19 protein-coding genes are annotated in these 17665 nt (G+C 68.0%); 10 read left to right on the forward strand and 9 right to left on the reverse strand.

The window, feature by feature from the left end:
• The 10 genes from VHR41_03775 to ppk1 all read left to right on the forward strand — a co-directional run bounded on the left by VHR41_03775 (position 1) and on the right by ppk1 (position 11523).
• Positions 1 to 1242 carry an ABC transporter permease gene (locus VHR41_03775; GenBank protein ID HEX3233287.1) on the forward strand — a complete coding sequence of 414 codons (1242 nt, stop codon included), beginning with the start codon at positions 1 to 3 and terminating at the stop codon, positions 1240 to 1242.
• Positions 1239 to 2501 carry an ABC transporter permease gene (locus VHR41_03780; protein HEX3233288.1) on the forward strand — a complete coding sequence of 421 codons (1263 nt, stop codon included), beginning with the start codon at positions 1239 to 1241 and terminating at the stop codon, positions 2499 to 2501. Before VHR41_03775 ends, VHR41_03780 begins: the two co-directional genes overlap by 4 nt.
• A gap of 16 nt (positions 2502 to 2517) precedes the next feature.
• On the forward strand, positions 2518 to 3762 hold the full coding sequence (locus tag VHR41_03785; protein ID HEX3233289.1) for an ABC transporter permease: 1245 nt from the start codon (positions 2518 to 2520) through the stop codon (positions 3760 to 3762).
• 2 nt (positions 3763 to 3764) lie between these two features.
• The gene (locus VHR41_03790) at positions 3765 to 5000 is read left to right on the forward strand and encodes an ABC transporter permease (protein ID HEX3233290.1); all 1236 of its coding nucleotides are present in this window, start codon (positions 3765 to 3767) and stop codon (positions 4998 to 5000) included.
• 72 nt (positions 5001 to 5072) lie between these two features.
• Entirely contained in the window at positions 5073 to 5960 is an 888-nt protein-coding gene (locus tag VHR41_03795; GenBank protein HEX3233291.1) for a DUF4349 domain-containing protein, read from the forward strand.
• 25 nt (positions 5961 to 5985) lie between these two features.
• Positions 5986 to 6702, forward strand: a complete 717-nt coding sequence (bshB1, locus tag VHR41_03800; protein HEX3233292.1) for a bacillithiol biosynthesis deacetylase BshB1 — start codon at positions 5986 to 5988, stop codon at positions 6700 to 6702.
• Between the two features lie 13 nt (positions 6703 to 6715).
• The gene (locus VHR41_03805; GenBank protein ID HEX3233293.1) at positions 6716 to 7894 is read left to right on the forward strand and encodes a cysteine desulfurase family protein; all 1179 of its coding nucleotides are present in this window, start codon (positions 6716 to 6718) and stop codon (positions 7892 to 7894) included.
• Positions 7887 to 8945 carry a tRNA 2-thiouridine(34) synthase MnmA gene (mnmA, locus tag VHR41_03810; GenBank protein HEX3233294.1) on the forward strand — a complete coding sequence of 353 codons (1059 nt, stop codon included), beginning with the start codon at positions 7887 to 7889 and terminating at the stop codon, positions 8943 to 8945. The genes VHR41_03805 and mnmA overlap by 8 nt, the downstream gene beginning before the upstream one ends.
• 21 nt (positions 8946 to 8966) lie before the next feature.
• On the forward strand, positions 8967 to 9338 hold the full coding sequence (locus tag VHR41_03815) for a phage holin family protein (protein HEX3233295.1): 372 nt from the start codon (positions 8967 to 8969) through the stop codon (positions 9336 to 9338).
• A 70-nt stretch (positions 9339 to 9408) separates the two neighbouring features.
• Entirely contained in the window at positions 9409 to 11523 is a 2115-nt protein-coding gene (gene ppk1 / locus VHR41_03820; GenBank protein ID HEX3233296.1) for a polyphosphate kinase 1, read from the forward strand.
• On the opposite strand, the gene VHR41_03825 is transcribed toward ppk1, so the two are convergent.
• The 9 genes from VHR41_03825 to VHR41_03865 all read right to left on the reverse strand — a co-directional run bounded on the left by VHR41_03825 (position 11512) and on the right by VHR41_03865 (position 17636).
• The gene (locus VHR41_03825) at positions 11512 to 12612 is read right to left on the reverse strand and encodes a J domain-containing protein (GenBank protein HEX3233297.1); all 1101 of its coding nucleotides are present in this window, start codon (positions 12610 to 12612) and stop codon (positions 11512 to 11514) included. The genes ppk1 and VHR41_03825 overlap by 12 nt on opposite strands.
• A gap of 1 nt (position 12613) precedes the next feature.
• Positions 12614 to 13207, reverse strand: a complete 594-nt coding sequence (locus VHR41_03830; GenBank protein ID HEX3233298.1) for a nucleotide exchange factor GrpE — start codon at positions 13205 to 13207, stop codon at positions 12614 to 12616.
• A gap of 136 nt (positions 13208 to 13343) precedes the next feature.
• Positions 13344 to 14600, reverse strand: coding sequence for a competence/damage-inducible protein A (locus tag VHR41_03835; GenBank protein HEX3233299.1), 1257 nt, complete (start codon positions 14598 to 14600; stop codon positions 13344 to 13346).
• A gap of 24 nt (positions 14601 to 14624) precedes the next feature.
• On the reverse strand, positions 14625 to 15263 hold the full coding sequence (pgsA, locus tag VHR41_03840; GenBank protein HEX3233300.1) for a CDP-diacylglycerol--glycerol-3-phosphate 3-phosphatidyltransferase: 639 nt from the start codon (positions 15261 to 15263) through the stop codon (positions 14625 to 14627).
• Between the two features lie 9 nt (positions 15264 to 15272).
• Complete coding sequence (locus VHR41_03845) at positions 15273 to 15947, reverse strand: GTPase domain-containing protein (GenBank protein HEX3233301.1); 675 nt, start codon at positions 15945 to 15947, stop codon at positions 15273 to 15275.
• A gap of 15 nt (positions 15948 to 15962) precedes the next feature.
• Complete coding sequence (locus tag VHR41_03850; GenBank protein ID HEX3233302.1) at positions 15963 to 16454, reverse strand: roadblock/LC7 domain-containing protein; 492 nt, start codon at positions 16452 to 16454, stop codon at positions 15963 to 15965.
• 10 nt (positions 16455 to 16464) lie between these two features.
• Positions 16465 to 16734, reverse strand: a complete 270-nt coding sequence (locus tag VHR41_03855; protein HEX3233303.1) for a hypothetical protein — start codon at positions 16732 to 16734, stop codon at positions 16465 to 16467.
• Positions 16734 to 17324 (reverse strand): recombination mediator RecR, encoded by a 591-nt coding sequence (gene recR, locus VHR41_03860; GenBank protein HEX3233304.1) that lies wholly within the window; start codon positions 17322 to 17324, stop codon positions 16734 to 16736. Before recR ends, VHR41_03855 begins: the two co-directional genes overlap by 1 nt.
• A 3-nt stretch (positions 17325 to 17327) precedes the next feature.
• Positions 17328 to 17636 (reverse strand): YbaB/EbfC family nucleoid-associated protein, encoded by a 309-nt coding sequence (locus VHR41_03865; GenBank protein ID HEX3233305.1) that lies wholly within the window; start codon positions 17634 to 17636, stop codon positions 17328 to 17330.
• Positions 17637 to 17665 lie beyond the last annotated feature (29 nt).

Consider the following 17665-nt stretch of genomic DNA (forward strand, 5'->3'; position numbering starts at 1 on the left):
ATGCCCGTGCTCGAGGCGGTCCGGATGGCGCTCCGGACGATCCGGGCCCAGAAGCTCAAGAGCTTCTTCTCGCTGATCGGGGTCCTGATCGGGGTGACCTTCCTCATCGCGGTCGTCTCGATCGTGCAGGGCATGAACCGCTACATGGTGGACCGGTTCGCCAATGCGCTAATCGGCGCGAACACCTTCGAGCTGCGCCAGCGGCCCAGCATCGTGACCGGCAACGTTCCTGATGACGTGTGGCTCGCCTGGAGGCGCCGGCCCCGCATCAGCTACGAAGACGCGGACTACGTGCGCCAGCGGATCCACACCCCCGCCACCTTCACCAAATTCTGCTCCGACCGGGTGCAGGTGAAATACGCCGGCCGGGTCGCCAAGGACATCGATCTGGTCGGAGCCGAGGCGAGCTACTTCGGGATCCGGAACTACGAGATCACGGCGGGACGCAGCTTCACCGAGCAGGAGGTGCAGACCTCGCTCCCGGTGCTGGTGGTAGGGAACGAGCTCGCTGCCAAGCTGCTTCCCAATGTCGACCCGCTGGGGAAGACGGTCGAGATCGGCGGGCTGCCCTACCGGATCATCGGCGTGGTGGCCAAGCAGGGCACCTTGTTCGGGCTCTCGCTCGACAAGTTCGCCATCATGCCGTTCAGCGCGCCTGGCCGGCGCCTCATCTGCCCGATCAACATCCTGGATGCCCTGATCGTCCGGACCAGCGACCCCGGCCGGATGCAGAACGCGATGGCGGAGGCCGAGGCTGTCATGCGCGGCCGCCGGCACCTCAAGCCATGGCAGGAGAACAATTTCGCTTTTCAGACCGCGGAAGGCGCCCTGGGCACCTGGCAGAAGATCTCCAAGGTCCTCTTTCTCACGCTGCCCGGCCTGGTCGCCATCTCCCTGGTGGTCGGCGGGATCGTGATCATGAACATCATGCTCATGGCGGTGAGCGAGCGGACCCGGGAGATCGGTATCCGGAAGGCGCTCGGCGCGCGGCGGGGCGACATCCTGGCGCAGTTCGTGATGGAGTCCGCCACGCTGTCGCTGGCCGGAGCGATCCTCGGCATCGGCTTCGGGATCGTGCTCGCGTTCGTGGTCAAGGCGCTGACGCCCCTCCCGGCCGCGGTGGCTCCCTGGTCCGTGCTCGTCGGCGTGGTGCTGGGCGTGACGGTCGGGGTGGCCGCGGGGGTGTATCCCGCGAGCCGCGCGTCGCGGCTCGATCCCATCGTCGCGCTGAGGGCGGAATGACTCCGTCCCGCCCGATCACCCTGGCCAGCCGGATGCTGGAAGGCGTCGCCATCGCGCTCGACTCGCTCCAGGCCAACAAAGTGCGGGCCGGGCTCACCGTGCTCGGCGTGGCCATCGGGGTCACCGCAGTGATCGCGATGGGCTCCGCCATCACCGGCATCAACCTGAGCATCACCCGGATTCTCGAGTCGGCCGGACCCAAGACCTTCTTCGTGCAGCGCTATTTCTCCGGCGGCCTGGAAGTGTCCGACGGTTCGGAGGAGCTCTCACCCTGGCGGCGGATGCCATGGATCACCACCGAGGAAGCCGAGCTGATCCGTCGGCTCCCGCTGGTGCGGGAGGTGAATATCGGAGAGTACGCCGCGGGGCCGGTGAGCTTCGAGGGGATCGACCTCAAGAGCGTCGATGTCGCGGGGTTCTCGCCCACCTGGCCCCAGGTGAACGGCGGGGACATCCTGGCCGGGCGGAATTTCACGCCGATCGAGTACAGTGCCGGGGCGCACGTCGCGGTCATCAACGACAAGGCCGCCGAGTCGCTGTTCCCCGGACGGGATCCGATCGGGAAGACGATCAAGATCTTCGGCCAGCCGTTCCAGGTCATCGGGCTCCACGTCGAGGCGGCGTCCCTGTTCACCAACGCGGACAATCCCCGGCTGGCGATCCCTCACACCGCCTTCACCAAGGTGGCCGATTTCGAGCGGGGCTGGATGGAGGTCGCGGTGGTGCCGACGGCGGCGGCCAGCACGGTCGACGCGCAGGAAGAGGTCACGGCCGCCCTCCGGAGCAAGCGGGGCCTTCGGCCAGGGGATCCCAACAACTTCGCCATCGTCACGCAGGACCGGGTGCTGGAGGCGTTCAATAAGATCACCGCCGGCTTCTTCGTGGTGATGATCGCGCTCTCCAGCGTGGGGCTCATGGTCGGTGGCGTTGGCGTGGTCGCGATCATGATGATCTCGGTGACGGAGCGCACCCGGGAGATCGGGGTGCGGAAGGCCCTCGGTGCCACCCGGGGCGAGATCATGTTCCAGTTTTTGGTCGAGGCCGCCACGCTCACGCTGGTGGGATGCCTCATCGGCATGGGTCTCGGCGCGCTGATCGCCTACGGCATCCGGTCGTTCACCCGGATCCCGGCCACGGTGCCGCTGCTCTCGGTGGTGGCGGCGGTGGTGGCGTCGGTTCTCACCGGCGTGCTCTTCGGGCTCTATCCCGCGAACAGGGCCTCGCGGCTCGACCCGGTGGAGGCGTTGCGGTACGAGTAGCCGGTTACATTAGGGCATGCCCCTTCTCGAGGCCCTGCGGCTCGCCGTCCAGGCCATCTGGTCCGCGAAACTGCGCTCCTTTTTTACTCTCCTCGGTATCATCGTCTCGGTCGGTTTCTTGGTGGTCGTCGTCGCCGTCATCCAGGGGATGAACGCGTACGTCAAGGAGAACCTGACCGGAGCGATGATCGGCACCAACGCCTTCCAGGTGCGCCGCTCTCCCATCGCGCTGGGCCTGCTGGACGACGACCAGGTGCGGGCGATCAACAAGCGCCCGCTGATCTCGGCCGAGGACGCCGACGCGGTTCTTCGGGCGCTGCCGGAGGCCCAGGCGGTCTCGCTCCAGTCGGGCTGGCCGACGCCGGTCAACGACGTGACCTACCGCGAGCGCACGGTCGGCAGCGTGCTGATCTTCGGAGTCACCCCGCCCTACCAGGTGGTGCAAGACTATCAGATGCTGGCTGGGAGCCCCCTCACCGATCCCGACATCCGGGAGCGCCGGCCGGTGGTGGTGCTGGGCTATGACGTGGCCTCCAAGCTGTTCGATCAGCCGGCGCTCGCCGTAGGCCGCAAGGTGCGGATCGCAGGCCGCGAGGTGTCGGTGAAAGGGGTGATTGCCAAGAAGGGGCGGGTGCTGGGCCAGTCGTTCGACGGATTCCTGTTGCTGCCGTTCAGCACCTTCGAGGCGTACTACGGCCGGCGAAAGACGACCGTCGTCTCGGTGAAGATGGCCAGGGCGGAAGCGATCGACCCGGCGATGGTGCGCGCCGAGGAGGCGATGCGCCTGGCGCATCGGCTTCGGCCGGGCGAGCAGAACGATTTCACCGTGGACAAGGCGGACGCCCTGGTGGCCTTCTGGCGCCGGCTCACCCGGCTCCTCTTCACCGCCATTCCCGCAGTGGTGTGCATCGGCATCGTGGTCGGCGGCATAGTAATCATGAACATCATGTTGATGAGCGTGACGGAGCGGACCCACGAGATCGGCCTGCGCAAGTCTCTCGGCGCCACCCGGCGAGACATCCGCCGTCAGTTTCTGATCGAGGCGATCGTGCTCTCCTCCTTGGGCGGACTGCAGGGCGTGTTCGCCGGCTGGGGCCTCGCTGCCGCCGTCTCGACCTTCACCCCGCTTCCCGCGCGGATCACGCTCTGGTCGGTGGCAGTGGCCCTGGCCCTGGGCGCAGGGGCCGGCATCGTGTTCGGCGTCTTTCCCGCCTCTCGCGCGTCGCGGCTCGATCCGATCACCGCCCTCCGGGCCGAATAGGGATGCTGCGGAGTCTGGGCGAGGGCGTGACCATCGCGTTCGATTCGCTGCGCGCCAACAAGCTGCGCTCGGGCCTCACCATCCTGGGCGTGGTCATCGGAGTCACCACGGTGATGGCCATCGCCTCGATGGTCCAGGGCATTCGCACCCAGATCTTCACCGCGATCGAGACCGCCGGGCCCAGCGTCTTCTACGTCATCCGCTTCTTCTCGCAGACTCCGTTGAACCCGGACCATCTTCCCTACCAGGTGCGCATCCGGCCGGTGGTCTCGACGACCGACGCCGAGGCGATCCGGCGGGTGCCGGAGATCGCCTACGCCGGGATGTGGGCGCAGCTGTTTCAGCGGCTGGAGTATCAGGGTGCCCGGACTCAGACCGTGGCGGTGTTCGGCGCGGATGAGCACTACATGGACATCCAGGGCGGCACCCTGCTCCGCGGCCGATTCTTCACCCGCGGAGAGCTGACGGGCCGCGACGTGATCGTGCTGGAGACCGACGTGGCCGACCGGCTCTTCGGCCAGATCGAGCCGCTGGGGCGCTACGTCCGCGTGGGAGACAAGGCCCTGCTGGTGATCGGCATCTACCAGAAGCCGGGCAACATCTTCGAGCCGCCCGGGCAGGAGATCGGCGGAGTGATGCCCTTCGAGACCGCGCGGCAGAATTACCGGTACGACCAGACCAACAGCCTCTTCATCGCGGTGCGGCCCCATCCGGGCCTGCCGCCGGAGCAGGTCCGCGACCTGGCCACGGTCGCCCTTCGGCGCGCACGGGGGCTCCGTCCGGGGGCGCCCAACACCTTCGATCTCGTCACCCAGGACCAGATCCTGGACGTGATCGGGAAGTTCACCACCTACTTTTTTCTCGCCATGGTATCCCTCTCGAGCGTGGCCCTGCTGGTGGGCGGGATCGGCGTCATGGCGATCATGATGGTCTCGGTGACCGATCGCACCCGGGAGATCGGCCTGCGCAAGGCGCTCGGTGCCACCCGGCGGGAGATCCTCTGGCAGTTCCTGGTGGAAGCGGCCACCCTGACCTTCGTGGGAGGGCTCCTGGGAATCGTGATCGGACTGCTGGCCGGCGAGGTGCTGAAGGCGGCCATGAACCTGGAGTCCTCGGTGCCGCTCTGGAGCGCCGCCCTGGCCTCGGGCGTGAGCATCGGCATCGGGCTCGTATTCGGGCTCTATCCCGCCAACCGGGCGGCCCGGATGGACCCGGTGGAGGCGCTGCGGCACGAGTGACGGTCCTGAGGCGGGCGTGCGATTTTCCCGGCCCATCGCATCTCCCGCGCTCACCCGTGACTCGAGGATGCGATGCGGTTTTCCCTGTGGACCGTTGGCCTGGTCGCGTGCCTGCTCCTGGCGTGCCGCTCCGGGGGCCGGCCGGTGACGCTGAACCGTGAGCGCTCGGACGCGCGCTCAGATGTGCAGGCAGGCCCAATGATGCAGAAAGTGGCAGCGCCGGCCTCGGCGCCCCGCGACGAGCTCGCCGCCGCAGGATCCCTCGCCCACTCTCCCGCCACCACGACCGACCCTGCCATGGGCTCGAGCATGGTTATCCGCACCGGCAACGCGAGCCTCGAAGTCGACTCGCTGGAGCCGGCGATGAACGGATTGCGGCGGCTGGCGGAGCGGGTCGGCGGGTTCGTCGGCAACAGCGCCATCCAGAGCGGGCGGGAGCAGCTTCGGCAGGCCACCATGGAGATCAAAGTCCCCGCCGCACGTTTCGATGAGCTGACCAGCGGGTTGCCGCCCCTCGGCCGCGTGGAGTTCGTCAACATCAGCGCCGAGGACGTGGGCGAGGAGTTCGTGGATCTGACGGCGCGGGTGGGCAACTCGCGGCGACTGGAGGAGCGGCTGATCGACCTGCTGGGCAGTCGCACGGGACGACTGCAGGATGTGCTGGCGGTTGAACGGGAGCTGGCTCGGGTGCGGGAGGAGATCGAGCGCCAGGAGGGGCGCCTGCGCTATCTCAAGAGCCGGGTGGCGCTCAGCACGCTCTCGGTCACCATCCACGAGCCTCCGCCGATCCTGGCCCATCAGCCGGGCTGGAACCCCCTCTGGGAGGCGATGCGCCAGGCCTGGCGCAACTTCGTGGCGCTGCTCGCCGGGGTGATCGCGTCGCTGGGCTTCGTGGTACCGGTGGCGGCGGCCGCCGGGGCGGGGATATTCTTGGTGCGACGGATCAAGCGAAGGGCCTGACCCGTGCAACGCCTCCGGAGCCCCCATGCCCGTGGATGTTCTGGCCATCGCCGCCCACCGCGACGACGTCGAGCTCACCTGTGCCGGCACGCTGCTCAAGGCCGTGGACGCCGGCCACCGGGCCGCCATTCTCGACCTGACGGGTGGCGAGAGCGGGACTCGAGGCAGCGCCGAGCTGCGTGCCGAGGAGGCACAGCGGGCAGCGGCCATCCTGGGTGTGTCCGAGCGGCGAAATGCCGGCCTGTCCGACGCGCACCTGCAGAACACCGACGAGACCCGGCGCGTCGTGGTGGAGCAGATCCGCCGATTCGCCCCGCGGGTCGTCATTCTTCCCTTTCCCGTGGGGCGCCATCCGGACCACCGGATCGCCTCCGAGATCGGGCGGGATGCCTGCTACCTGGCGGGGCTGTCGAAGTATGACGCCCCCGGCACCCCCCACCGGCCGTTCAAGCTGCTCTACGCCCTGTCCTACCGGGAGGACCCGCTCAAGCCGACGTTCGTGGTGGACATCAGCGCACAGTTCGACCGGAAGCTCGCCTCGATCCGCTGCTATGGCAGCCAGTTCGATGGCGCCAGGGCGGCGGGCGAGATCTTCCCTACCGGACAGGACCTCTACTCGCTCATCGAGCTCCAGAACGCCCATTACGGCTCCCTCATCCGTACCCGTTACGGAGAGCCGTTCTTCACCCACGAGACCATGCTGGTCGACGACGTCGTGACGCTCGGCGTTCAGAGCATGTAATATTCTTCACATCATGTCACACGCCCCCGTGTATCTCGACCACGCCGCCACCACACCGGTCCGTCCGGAGGTGCTGGAGGCGATGCTGCCATACCTGACCGATCAAACCTTCGGGAACCCGTCCAGCGCCCACCGGTTCGGCCGCGCCGCGCGGGCCGGTCTGGAGCAAGCGCGGCGGGAGGTCGCCCAGGCCGTGGACGCCGAGCCCAACCAGGTCATCTTCACCTCGGGCGGGACCGAGGCGGACAACCTGGGGATCGTGGGGGCCGCCCTGGCCGCGCGCGACCGCGGCGGCGCCATGTGCGCCGTGGTGAGCGCCATCGAGCACAAGGCCATCCTCGCCGCCGCCCACGCCGTCTGTCACCTGGGCGGCCGCGAAGTGATCCTGGCGGTCGACTCCGACGGAATCGTGGATCTGGCGGCGCTGGATCGGGCGCTGGCGGACGGTCCGGCCGTGGTGTCGATCATGTGGGTCAACAACGAGATCGGGGTGGTGCAACCGGTACAGGAGATCGCGGCCCGGTGCCAGGCGGCCAAGGCCTACTTTCATACCGACGCGGTACAGGCGTTCGGCAAGCTGCCGGTGTCGGTGCGGGAGCTGCCGTGTACCCTGCTCACCCTGTCCGGGCACAAGATCGGGGCGCCCAAGGGGATCGGCGCCCTCGTAGTGCGCGACCGAAAAGCGGTCGAGGCGATCATTCACGGCGGCGGTCAGCAGTACGGGATCCGGCCGGGCACCGAGAACGTGGCCGGCGCCGTCGCCCTGGGGCGCGCCACTGCCCTGGCCCGGGAGGAGCAGGCCGAGGAGAGCGCGCGGTTGCGGCTGCTTCGGGATGATCTGGCGGGCCGGCTCAAGGCCCGGCTGACCGACCTGGTGGTGAACGGGGAGATGACCGGGCGCGCGCCCCACATCCTCAATGTCTCCGTCGCGGGAGCGGACAGCGAAGCGCTGCTCATGCACCTCGATCTCGCCGGGGTGGCCGCGTCGAGCGGATCGGCCTGTTCAACCGGGGCGGTGGAGCCTTCCCACGTCCTCACGGCCATGGGTGTGCCGCGGGAGCTGGCGCTCGGAGCCATCCGCTTCAGCTTTGGCCGGGAGTCGACGGCGGCCGACGTCGAGCGGGTCGTCGAGGTCATGCCCGATGTGGTCGCCAAGGTTCGCCGGCTCGCGGGAGTGCTGGGCCGTGTCTGAGCGGGTACTGGTGGCGATGTCGGGCGGGGTGGACAGCTCGGTGGCGGCCGCGCGCCTGGTGGAACAGGGGTACGACGTGGTCGGCGCCACCATGAAGCTCTTCTGCTACGGCGACTCGGTGCCGGACCGCCCCTGCTGCTCGCTCGATTCCATCAACGACGCGCGGGACGTGGCCCATGCCCTGGGTGTGCCGCACTACGTGCTCAATCTGGAGGACCGGTTCGATCTGCACGTGATTCAGAACTTCGTGAGCGAGTACAGCCGCGGACGCACCCCGATCCCCTGTGTCCGGTGCAACTCCTTCACCAAGTTCCGCGACCTGCTGGCGCACGCGGATGCGCTCGACTGCGCCTACCTCGCCACCGGCCACTACGCCGTGGCCCGAGAGGGCGCGCTCTACCGCGGCCGCGACCCCCGGAAGGACCAGAGCTATTTCCTCTGGGGCATCGACCGGGCGGTGGTCGCGCGGATGCTGACGCCGGTGGGCGAGCTATCCAAGGCGGAGACCCGCGAGTACGCCCGCCGCCTGGGCCTCACCACGGCGGAGAAGCCGGAGTCGGTGGAGATCTGCTTCGTCCCCGATGACGACTACGCCGCCGTGCTCGAGCGCGAGCTCCCGGCCGATGCCCCCGCGCTCGCGCCCGGCCCCCTGGTGACCACTGCGGGCGAAATCGTGGGCCAGCACCGCGGGTACGCCCGCTATACCATCGGCCAGCGGAAGGGCCTGCCCGGGGGATTCGGCGCACCGCGGTACGTGGTGGCCATCCGGCCGGAACGCCGCGAGGTGGTGGTGGGCACCGCGGATGAGCTGGCCGGCCACCAGGTGCGGCTGGAGGAGCTCAACTGGCTGGCGGACGAGCTCGACCCGGGCGACGCCTGCGAAATCCAGCTCCGCTATCGGGCCCGCCCGGTCCCGGCCACCGTGCTCGAGCGGGGCGCGGAGTCGCTCGAGCTCGCGCTGGCCATTCCGGTCCGGGCGATCACTCCGGGCCAATCGGGGGTGCTCTACCAGACCGATGGCCGCGTGCTCGGCGGCGGCGTCATCGGCTAGCGACGGCCGCCGCCGACACCCATGCGATCCCTGCTGCTGCACTGGGTCTTCAACGCCGCCGCGCTCTGGGTGGCGGCGTACTTCATCTCGGGCCTCGACTTCTCCGGCGGCCCGGTTCGTCTGTTCCTGGTGGCGGCGGTGTTCGGGGCGGTGAACAGCCTGCTGCGGCCGTTGCTCACGGTCCTCACCTGCCCGCTGATTATCCTGACGCTGGGCCTCTTCACGCTGGTGATCAACGCCGTACTGCTGCTGGTGACCGGCTGGCTCTCCGAACGCTGGGACCTGGGATTCACTGTCGCCGGATTCTGGCCGGCGTTCTGGGGTGGGCTGGTGGTGGGAATCGTGAGTTTCCTGCTCTCGACCCTGGTCCGTCCCGCCCCCGAAGAGCGCTAACGCCTTTCGGTGTTACGCTCCTGTTACATTTGGCTGTCCCCTCGTGGTGGACGGCCTGTACATTACCCGCGTGACCGATCTACTCCGACCCACCCCCCGGGTCCTCCTCGACGATCTGCACGATCCATCGCTGTATCTGAACCGAGAGCTTTCCTGGCTCGAGTTCAATCGGCGCGTGCTCCATGAGGCCCTGGACTCCCGCACTCCATTGCTCGAGCGGCTCAAGTTTCTGGCCATCTTCAGCAGCAACCTGGACGAGTTCTTCCAGGTCCGTGTCGCCGGCCTCAAGCAGCAGGTGGCGGCGGGGATCGTGGAGCGCACCGCCGATGGAATGACGCCGGAGGATCAGCTCCGCAGGATCTGCTCGGTGGTACGGGGGCTGGTCGACCAGCATCGACAGGCTCTGGAAGAAGAGGTCCTGCCCGCCCTCGCCACCCACGACCTCAGGCTGCACCAGAGCCTGGCCCAGCTGTCCCCGGCGGATCGGACCCACCTCGACACCTATTTCCATGCCAATGTCTTTCCGGTGCTGACGCCGCTGGCGGTGGATCCGGGGCACCCGTTTCCCTACATCTCCAATCTCAGCCTCTCGCTGGCCGTGGTGCTGCGGGGCAGCGACGGCGAAGAGCACTTCGCCCGGGTGAAGGTTCCGAAGATCCTTCCCCGCTGGGTTCCGCTGCCCACCGCCAACCACTTCATCCCGCTCGAGGCGGTGATCAGCGCGAATCTCGAGGCGCTCTTCCCCGGCGTGGAGATCCTGGGCTGCTACACCTTTCGCATCACCCGCAACACGGATCTGCAGATCGACAACGGCGATGAGGCCGAGGACCTGCTGAGCCTGATCCAGGAGGAGGTCCGCAACCGTCGTTTTGCCGAGGTGGTGCGCATCGAGGTGCACGCCTCCATGCCGCAATCACTGCGCGAGCTCCTGCTCATGGAGTTCAGTGAGCAGCAGGAGCCTCCCGCCCGGCCACTGACGCCGGAAGACATCTACGAGGTGCGGGGGCTGATCGACACGGCGGACCTGCTCTCACTCTCCACGCTCGACTTCCCCGCGCTCAAGGACCCGACCTTCCATCCCGCCACGCCCGCGCGGCTGGCGGGCGCGCGCAATATCTTCGACGTGATCCGGGAAGGCGACATCCTGCTGCATCATCCCTACGACAGCTTCGCGAACACCGTCGAGCGCTTCATCCAGACCGCCGCGGAGGATCCGGACGTCCTGGCGATCAAGCTCACCCTCTATCGCACCGGAGGCGACTCGAGCATCGCGCGGCTGCTGGCCCAGGCCGCCGAGCGGGGGAAGCAGGTCGCCGTGCTCATCGAGCTGCAGGCCCGCTTCGACGAGGAGAACAACATCATCTGGGCTCAGCGGCTGGAAGACGTCGGGGTCCACGTGAGTTACGGAGTGGCCGGGCTCAAGACCCACGCCAAGGTCATGCTGGTGGTCCGGCGCGAGGGGGACACGATGCGCCGGTACGTCCATACCGGTACCGGCAATTACAATCCCAAGACCGCGCGGCTCTATACCGACTTCGGCCTGCTCACCGCCAGCGCCGAGCTCGGCGCCGACCTCACCGACCTCTTCAACGTGCTGACAGGGTTCGCCTCGCCGGCGGGTTACCGGAAGCTGGTGGTGGCGCCACGAGGCATGCGGGAGCGGTTCCTGGAGATGATCGCTCGGGAGGTGGCGCACCGTCGGGCCGGGCGGCCGGCCCACATCATGGCGAAGATGAACGCGGTGGTGGACCCGGACATCATCGCGGCCTTGTACGAGGCGTCACGGGCGCAGGTACCGATCGATCTGATCGTGCGGGGGATCTGCTGCCTCCGGCCGGGCCTCCCGGGCCTGAGCGAGACCATCCGGGTGATCAGCACCGTCGGCCGCTTTCTGGAGCACTCGCGGGCCTTCTACTTCCTCAATGGGGGGGACGAGGAGGTCTATATCGGCTCGGCCGATTGGATGCCACGCAACCTGGACCGCCGGATCGAGGCGGTGACCCCGATCGAGAATCCGGCGCACCGGCAAGCGCTGCGTGACCTGCTGCGGCTCATGTGGCAGGACAACCGGCAGGCCTGGGAGCTCCGTTCGGACGGAAGCTACGAGCAGCGTCGCCCGCTGGAGGACGAGCCCGAGCGGGCGACCCACCGCGTGCTGCTCGAGCGCCTGCGTTCAGTAGGGTAGGCCCGCCGAATCGGCGAACTTCTTGAGCAGCTCCTGCTGCTCCGGAGTGAGCTCGCTGGGGAAGGTCACCTGAACCGCCACCAGCTGGTCGCCCCGCCGGCCATTCTTCTCGATCCCCTGCCCCTTGATCCGGAATTTCCGGCCCGGCTGAGTGCCCGGCGGGATCCGCAACATCACCTTCTTGCCGTCCAGCGTTCGCACCCGAAGCCGGGTGCCAAGGGCTGCCTGCGCCATGTTGATCGGCACCTCGCAGACGATGTCGAGCCCCTCGCGATGGAAGAAGCGGTCCGACTGCACCTGAAAGGTGACCAGCAGATCTCCCGGCGGCGCACCGGGACGGCTGGTCTCGCCTTGTCCCCGGAGACGCACCCGGGAGCCGTCCTCGGTGCCCGGCGGCACGGTGATGACGATGCTGCGCTCGCTCCGGACCTCCCCCGCGCCGTGACAGGTGGGACACGGCTCCGAAGGGATCCGCCCCCGGCCGCGGCATTGGGGACAGGGACGATTGACGGCGAATCCACCTTGACCGAACGAGATGGTTCCGCGGCCGTTGCACTCGGGACAGGTGGACCAGGTGGCGCCCGGTGCACCGCCGCTCCCGGTGCAGGTGGGGCATGGCTCGGTGACCGACAACGTGACCGGGACCCGGCCTCCCAGCATCGCCACCCGGAAGGGTATCTCGACCATGGTCTCCAGCGCCTCGGCGCGTGGCTCTTCCCGGCGGCCCCGCCCGAAGATCGAGGAGAAGATGTCGCCCAGGCCGCCGAAATCGCCGAATTCGATCCCGCCCGTGTCGACGTCTCCCGGTGAGGCGCCGCCCGATCGAGCGCCGGCACCCGCGCGAGGGCCCCGGGCCATCCCGTCGAACGCGCCGAGCCGGCGCATCTGATCGTACTGTTTCCGTTTCTCCGCGTCGGACAGCACGCTGTGCGCCTCGGAAATCTCCTTGAAGCGCTCGCTGGCCTTGGGGTTGTTCGGGTTGGCGTCCGGATGGTACTGCTTTGCCAGCCGCCGGTAGGCCTTCTTGATATCCGCCTGACTGGCGGAATCGGGAACTCCGAGGACCTGATAGAAGTCCTTTGCCGCCACGTTACGCCTGCCCCTGCTCGGAGTAGACCTGAACGCGCGCGGGGCGCACCAGCGTTCCTTTGAAGCGGTACCCGGCCTGGAAGGTGGCGCTCACCTGGTGATCCTCCGCCGGGGACGGCGGCGGCACCGTGGAGACGGCCTCGTGCAAGCTGGGATCAAAGGGTTTTCCGACCGGGTCGATGCGCTCGAGCCCCGCGGCGGACAGCTCCTTGTCCAGCTTCCGGGTCACCAGCTCGATAGCGTGACGGAGCGCCTCCGGCGTGGCGTTGCCGGTGTCCCCACTGAGGCGATCCATGTCGTCGAGCACGTCGAGCAGCCGGCTCACCAGACCGGCCTGGGCCCGGTCAGTCAGCTCGGCCCGCTCCCGTGCGATGCGCTTGCGGTAGTTGTCGAACTCAGCGGCAAGCCTCAGGTGTTGCTCGCGCACTCCCTCCAGCTGCGACTCCAGCCGCCGCACGGCCTCGGCCTGGGGCTCCATCGGCAGACCGCCGACACCCCCGCCGAAATCCGCTTGGCTCTCCTCCTGACGGGACGACGGGTCGGCTGACATGTCGGTCGAGGCCAGGTCGGCGCCATCGGCGCTGGGGCCTGTCACAAGATCGTCCTCCCTCAATTTGTCCCTTCTAAGTCTTCGATTTTCAGTCACTTGCGCCCTCACCTCGGCAGAATGGTCAGGGGATTATAGCACCTCGCGTGCCATTGTGGGATGGCCAGAGTGGCAGGAAAAGCCGTCAGTGCGGAAGGGACTTGTAGAGCAGCGAGAGCGCCCCCTGTGCGGCCCGGGCCCGGATATCGTGTCGGCTTCCACCGAAAACCGACTTGCGCGTTTCGACCACGCCCCCCAGGGCTACGGCGAGCCATATGGTGCCGACCGGCTTCGACTCGCTCCCGCCGCCAGGCCCGGCGATGCCGGTGACCGCGACGGCTGCGTCGATCCCCAGACGGGTCAGAGCACCGGTGGCCATGGCGCTGGCCACGGCCTCGCTGACCGCGCCCTCGGCCTGGATCAGCTCGGGCGGCACGCTCAGAAGCGAGGTCTTGAGGTCGTTGTGGTAGCAGACCACCGCACCCATGAAGACGTCCGAGCTGCCGGGCACTTCGGTCAACCGGCCGCCCACCAGCCCGCCGGTACAGGACTCGGCGGTGCCGAGCCGGAGCCGCTTGGCGCGGGCCCGGTCGAGCACCAGGGCGGCGAGATCGTCATCGTCTTCGCCGTAGATGACCCCCTCGGCGCGACTGCGAATAATGCCGGCGGCGCTGCGGAGCCGCTGCTGCGCCTCCTCGGGACCAAGCTGCCAGGCGCTGAGCCGAAGATCGACGCCGTCGAGGCCCGGGAGATATGCCAGCGTGAGGGGGGCGATCTCCCGCTCGATCTCACCCATCCGCTCGGCCAGGGTCGACTCGGGGATGCCGGTAGTCCGGAGGGTGAGCGAGCGGATCACCGCACCGTCGCTCCGGCCGGCCAGCCGCGGCACGACCTCGTGCTGCAGCAGCATGCGCATCTCGAAGGGAACGCCGGGGAGCATGATGACGAGCCCCGTGCCTCGCGGGCTCTCCGCATAGGGGTGCTCGATCCAGAGTCCCGGCGCCGTGCCCCAGCGATTCCGCAAAACCGTGGCGCCCGCCGGCACTTCGGCTTGAGAGCGGTTGCTCGCGGCCGGAGTGCGCTGGAACCGCGCGTAGCGCGCCAGCACGTCGGCCCAGACGGTGTCGTCGAACTCGAGCGGCAGGTCCAGCAGCTCGGCCACCACCCGCTTGCTCATGTCGTCACGGGTCGGTCCCAGGCCTCCGGTGGTAAGCACCGCGCCGGTCCGGCCGAGCGCGGACTCGACAGCCTCCCGGATGTGGTCCGGACGGTCGGCTACCGCGGTGCGGCGGACGATACGCGCGCCTTCCGCCGCAAGCGCCTGCGCGATCTCCGCGCCGTTGGTGTCGACCGTGAAGCCGAGCAGCAGCTCGGTACCAATGGTGACGAGCTCGAGGTCCATGTTGGCGGCTGGCTCGACCGGAGGTTACCGCGCCCGATCGCTGAAGAGTCCGCGATTGCGGTAGAGGTAGAGCGCGAAGGAGTAGACGGTGAGCAGTGCGGCCACAGCGAGCGTCACCGCGACGAAGCCGCCGTGAAACTCGTTCCAGTAGCCGGCGAAGCGGCTATGCTCCCAGCCCATCGGCTTCCGGGCATCCCGGAAGGCGAACCACAGAATCACAGCCCCGACGAAGATGTTCTGGATGGTGGTCTTGAGCTTCCCCGCCCCGGCGGCCGGGATCACTACGCCGCGGCGGCTGGCCCACCAGCGGAAGGCGGTCATCGCCACCTCGCGTCCGATGAGCAGCAGGCAGACCCAGAGCGGGATGCTGCCCCACAGCGGGATGTCGTAGAGGTCGTGGCGCTGGCGCGAGATCCAGTAGATCGGAATGAGGGTGGCGAAGAGCAGCAGCTTGTCGGCGATTGGGTCGAGCAGCTTGCCCAGGTCGGTGACCTGGTTGCGGGTTCGCGCGAGGTGGCCATCGTACACGTCACTCACCGCAGCGACCACGAAGACGATGAAGGCGATCAGCTTGGGCCAGTAGCCCTCGATGAAGGGGAGGAGGGCGATGACCGGCGTGAAGCAGATCCGCACCAGGGTGATGATGTTGGGCAGGGTCCACATGATGACCGCCTACCCCAGCGTCTTGACGACGTTCTTACTGATGGCTTTGAGGGTGTCGAAGACGCCTTCACCGGTCAAGGCCACGGCCTCGAAGTAGGGCGCCCGCTCGATCCATTGGCCATCGAGCTGGCCGACGAGAAACTCGGCCTCGTGGTTGGGGTCGGCCACCGGCCGCTGCCTGGCAGGATCGTCCACCGGCCACCCCGGGTTGAGCGACGCCTGCAGCTCGGTCACCGGCGCGGCATTGGGGAGGTCGCGCTTGTTGTACTGGATGGCGAAGGGAATCTTGGTGAGATCGTAGCCGTGCTGGGTCATGTTCTCGTAGAGATTCTGCATCGCCTCGATGTTCGCGTCCATCCGTTCGATCTGGCTGTCCGCCACGAAGACGACCCCATCCACCCCTTTGAGGATCAGCTTCCGCGAGGCGTTGTAGTAGACCTGTCCCGGCACGGTATAGAGGTGGAACTTGACCTTGAACCCGCGAATGGTGCCGAGATCGACCGGCAGGAAATCGAAGAACAGGGTGCGCTCGGTCTCGGTGGCGAGGGAGATCATTTTACCTCGCGCGGCAGGCGCCACCTTGTTGTACACGAACTCGAGGTTGGTGGTCTTGCCACCCAGCCCCGGGCCGTAGTACACCAGCTTGCAGTTGATCTCGCGTGAGGCGTAGTTGATCATCGACATGCGCTGCCGTCCCCCTCAGGCCCCGAAGAGTTTGTCGATCTCGTCTTCCGCCTCGCCGAGGAACCCGGACTCCACCCCCGGCGCGCTCGTGCCGTCCCGGTTGAACATGTCCGTGAACACCTGGTTCAGCTGCCCCACCGCCGTCTTGACCCGGAGCTTCACCAAGCCCAAGGTGGTGCGGTTGTCGAACAGCACCACCAGAATGACTCGCCGGGCCACGTCCGCCAGGTACATCGACTCCCGTTCGCCCTGATGAAACAGCGCGCCGAACTCGGGCTCGCCCAGCATGCGGGCGAGCTGATCGTTGGCGCTGAAATCGGCGGCGGTGAGCGACGCGAAGGCGGTGGCATCGAAGGCCGGCGCCTCGCCCACCGTGGCCACCATCTGTCCGGTGCGATCGACGATGAGCGCGGTCCGGGCATTGGATTCGCCGAGAAAGCCCGTCAGGATCGTCTGGATCTGCCGGAAGTCGTCCTCCCGGAAGGTCCAGCTGGAGGCTCCGCTCATCGGCCCGGCCTCATGCGAGAGTCGATTCCAACCGGCGGACGATGGCCTCCGCGCGCCGGCGCAACGCCGGCTGCCGCTCCCAGGAGAGATAATCCCGGAGCAGGTGGACCGTCTCCACCCCCGACTGCCCGGCCAGAAATCCCAGCGCGGCCAGGCGGCGGAGCGGGCGCGGGCTGAACAGATCCCGCCGGTGGAAGGCAAACCGGCGCTGGGCCAACAGCCACCCGGCCGCCCCGCCCGCCGCCACACCCCAGACGAAGACCCACCCGCGCGAGCGCATCAGGTCACTTCCTGCCGGGCCACCAGCGCGTGCGCCAGGGTGACGCCGTCGACGTACTCCAAGTCACCACCCATCGGCAGCCCGCGCGCGAGCCGAGTCACCCGGACGCCATGGCCGGCGAGAAGCTGCTGGATGTAGGTAGCGGTGACCTCGCCCTCCATGGAGGGATTGGTGGCGAGGATGACTTCCCGGATGCCTTCCTCGCGCACCCGAACCACCAAACGATCCAGCCGCAGTGCCTCGGGCCCGATGCCATCCAGCGGTGAGATCCTGCCACCGAGCACGTGGTAGCGTCCCCGGAAGTCGGTGGACCGGTCGACCACCGCCACGGTGGAGGCCTCCTCGACCACGCACACCACCGCCGCGTCGCGCCGGGGATCGCGGCAGATGCCGCAGGGCTGCTCCTCGGTGAGGTTGCCGCACTGCTCGCATGCCCGGACCCGCTCGGTCACCGCCACCAGCGCCGAGGCCAGCCGGCCCGCCTGTTCGGAAGGTTGCTGCAACAGATGAAAGGTGAGCCGTTGGGCCGTCTTGCGACCGATCCCGGGCAGCCTGGCAAGCTCGGTGATCAGCTCCTCGATGGCACTCACCGGTCAGGCGGGCGGCGCGAAAGGAAGTTGCGGAACCTTACGCATTTCGGCCTGAAGCAACTCAGCCGCCCGCCGCTGCGCCTCGGCCACCGCGGTGAGGACGAGATCGCTCAGGAACTCGGCATCGTGATCTTCGAAGACCGCCGGGTCGATGTGGACGGCCCGCACCGTCCCCTGGCCGTCGGCGGTGACAGTGACCATGCCCCCGCCCGAGGAGGTCTCGAGCGTGCGTTTGGCCAGCTCGGTCTGCAACTGCTGCAGCCGGCCTTGCATCTGCTGGCCGAGCTGAAAGAGCTGCTGGAAGTCTGCCATGCTATCAGGTAGTCCTGCCATGTCCGCCC

Source organism: Gemmatimonadales bacterium, assembly GCA_036265815.1.
Classification (GTDB): Bacteria; Gemmatimonadota; Gemmatimonadetes; order Gemmatimonadales; family GWC2-71-9; genus CAVVWJ01.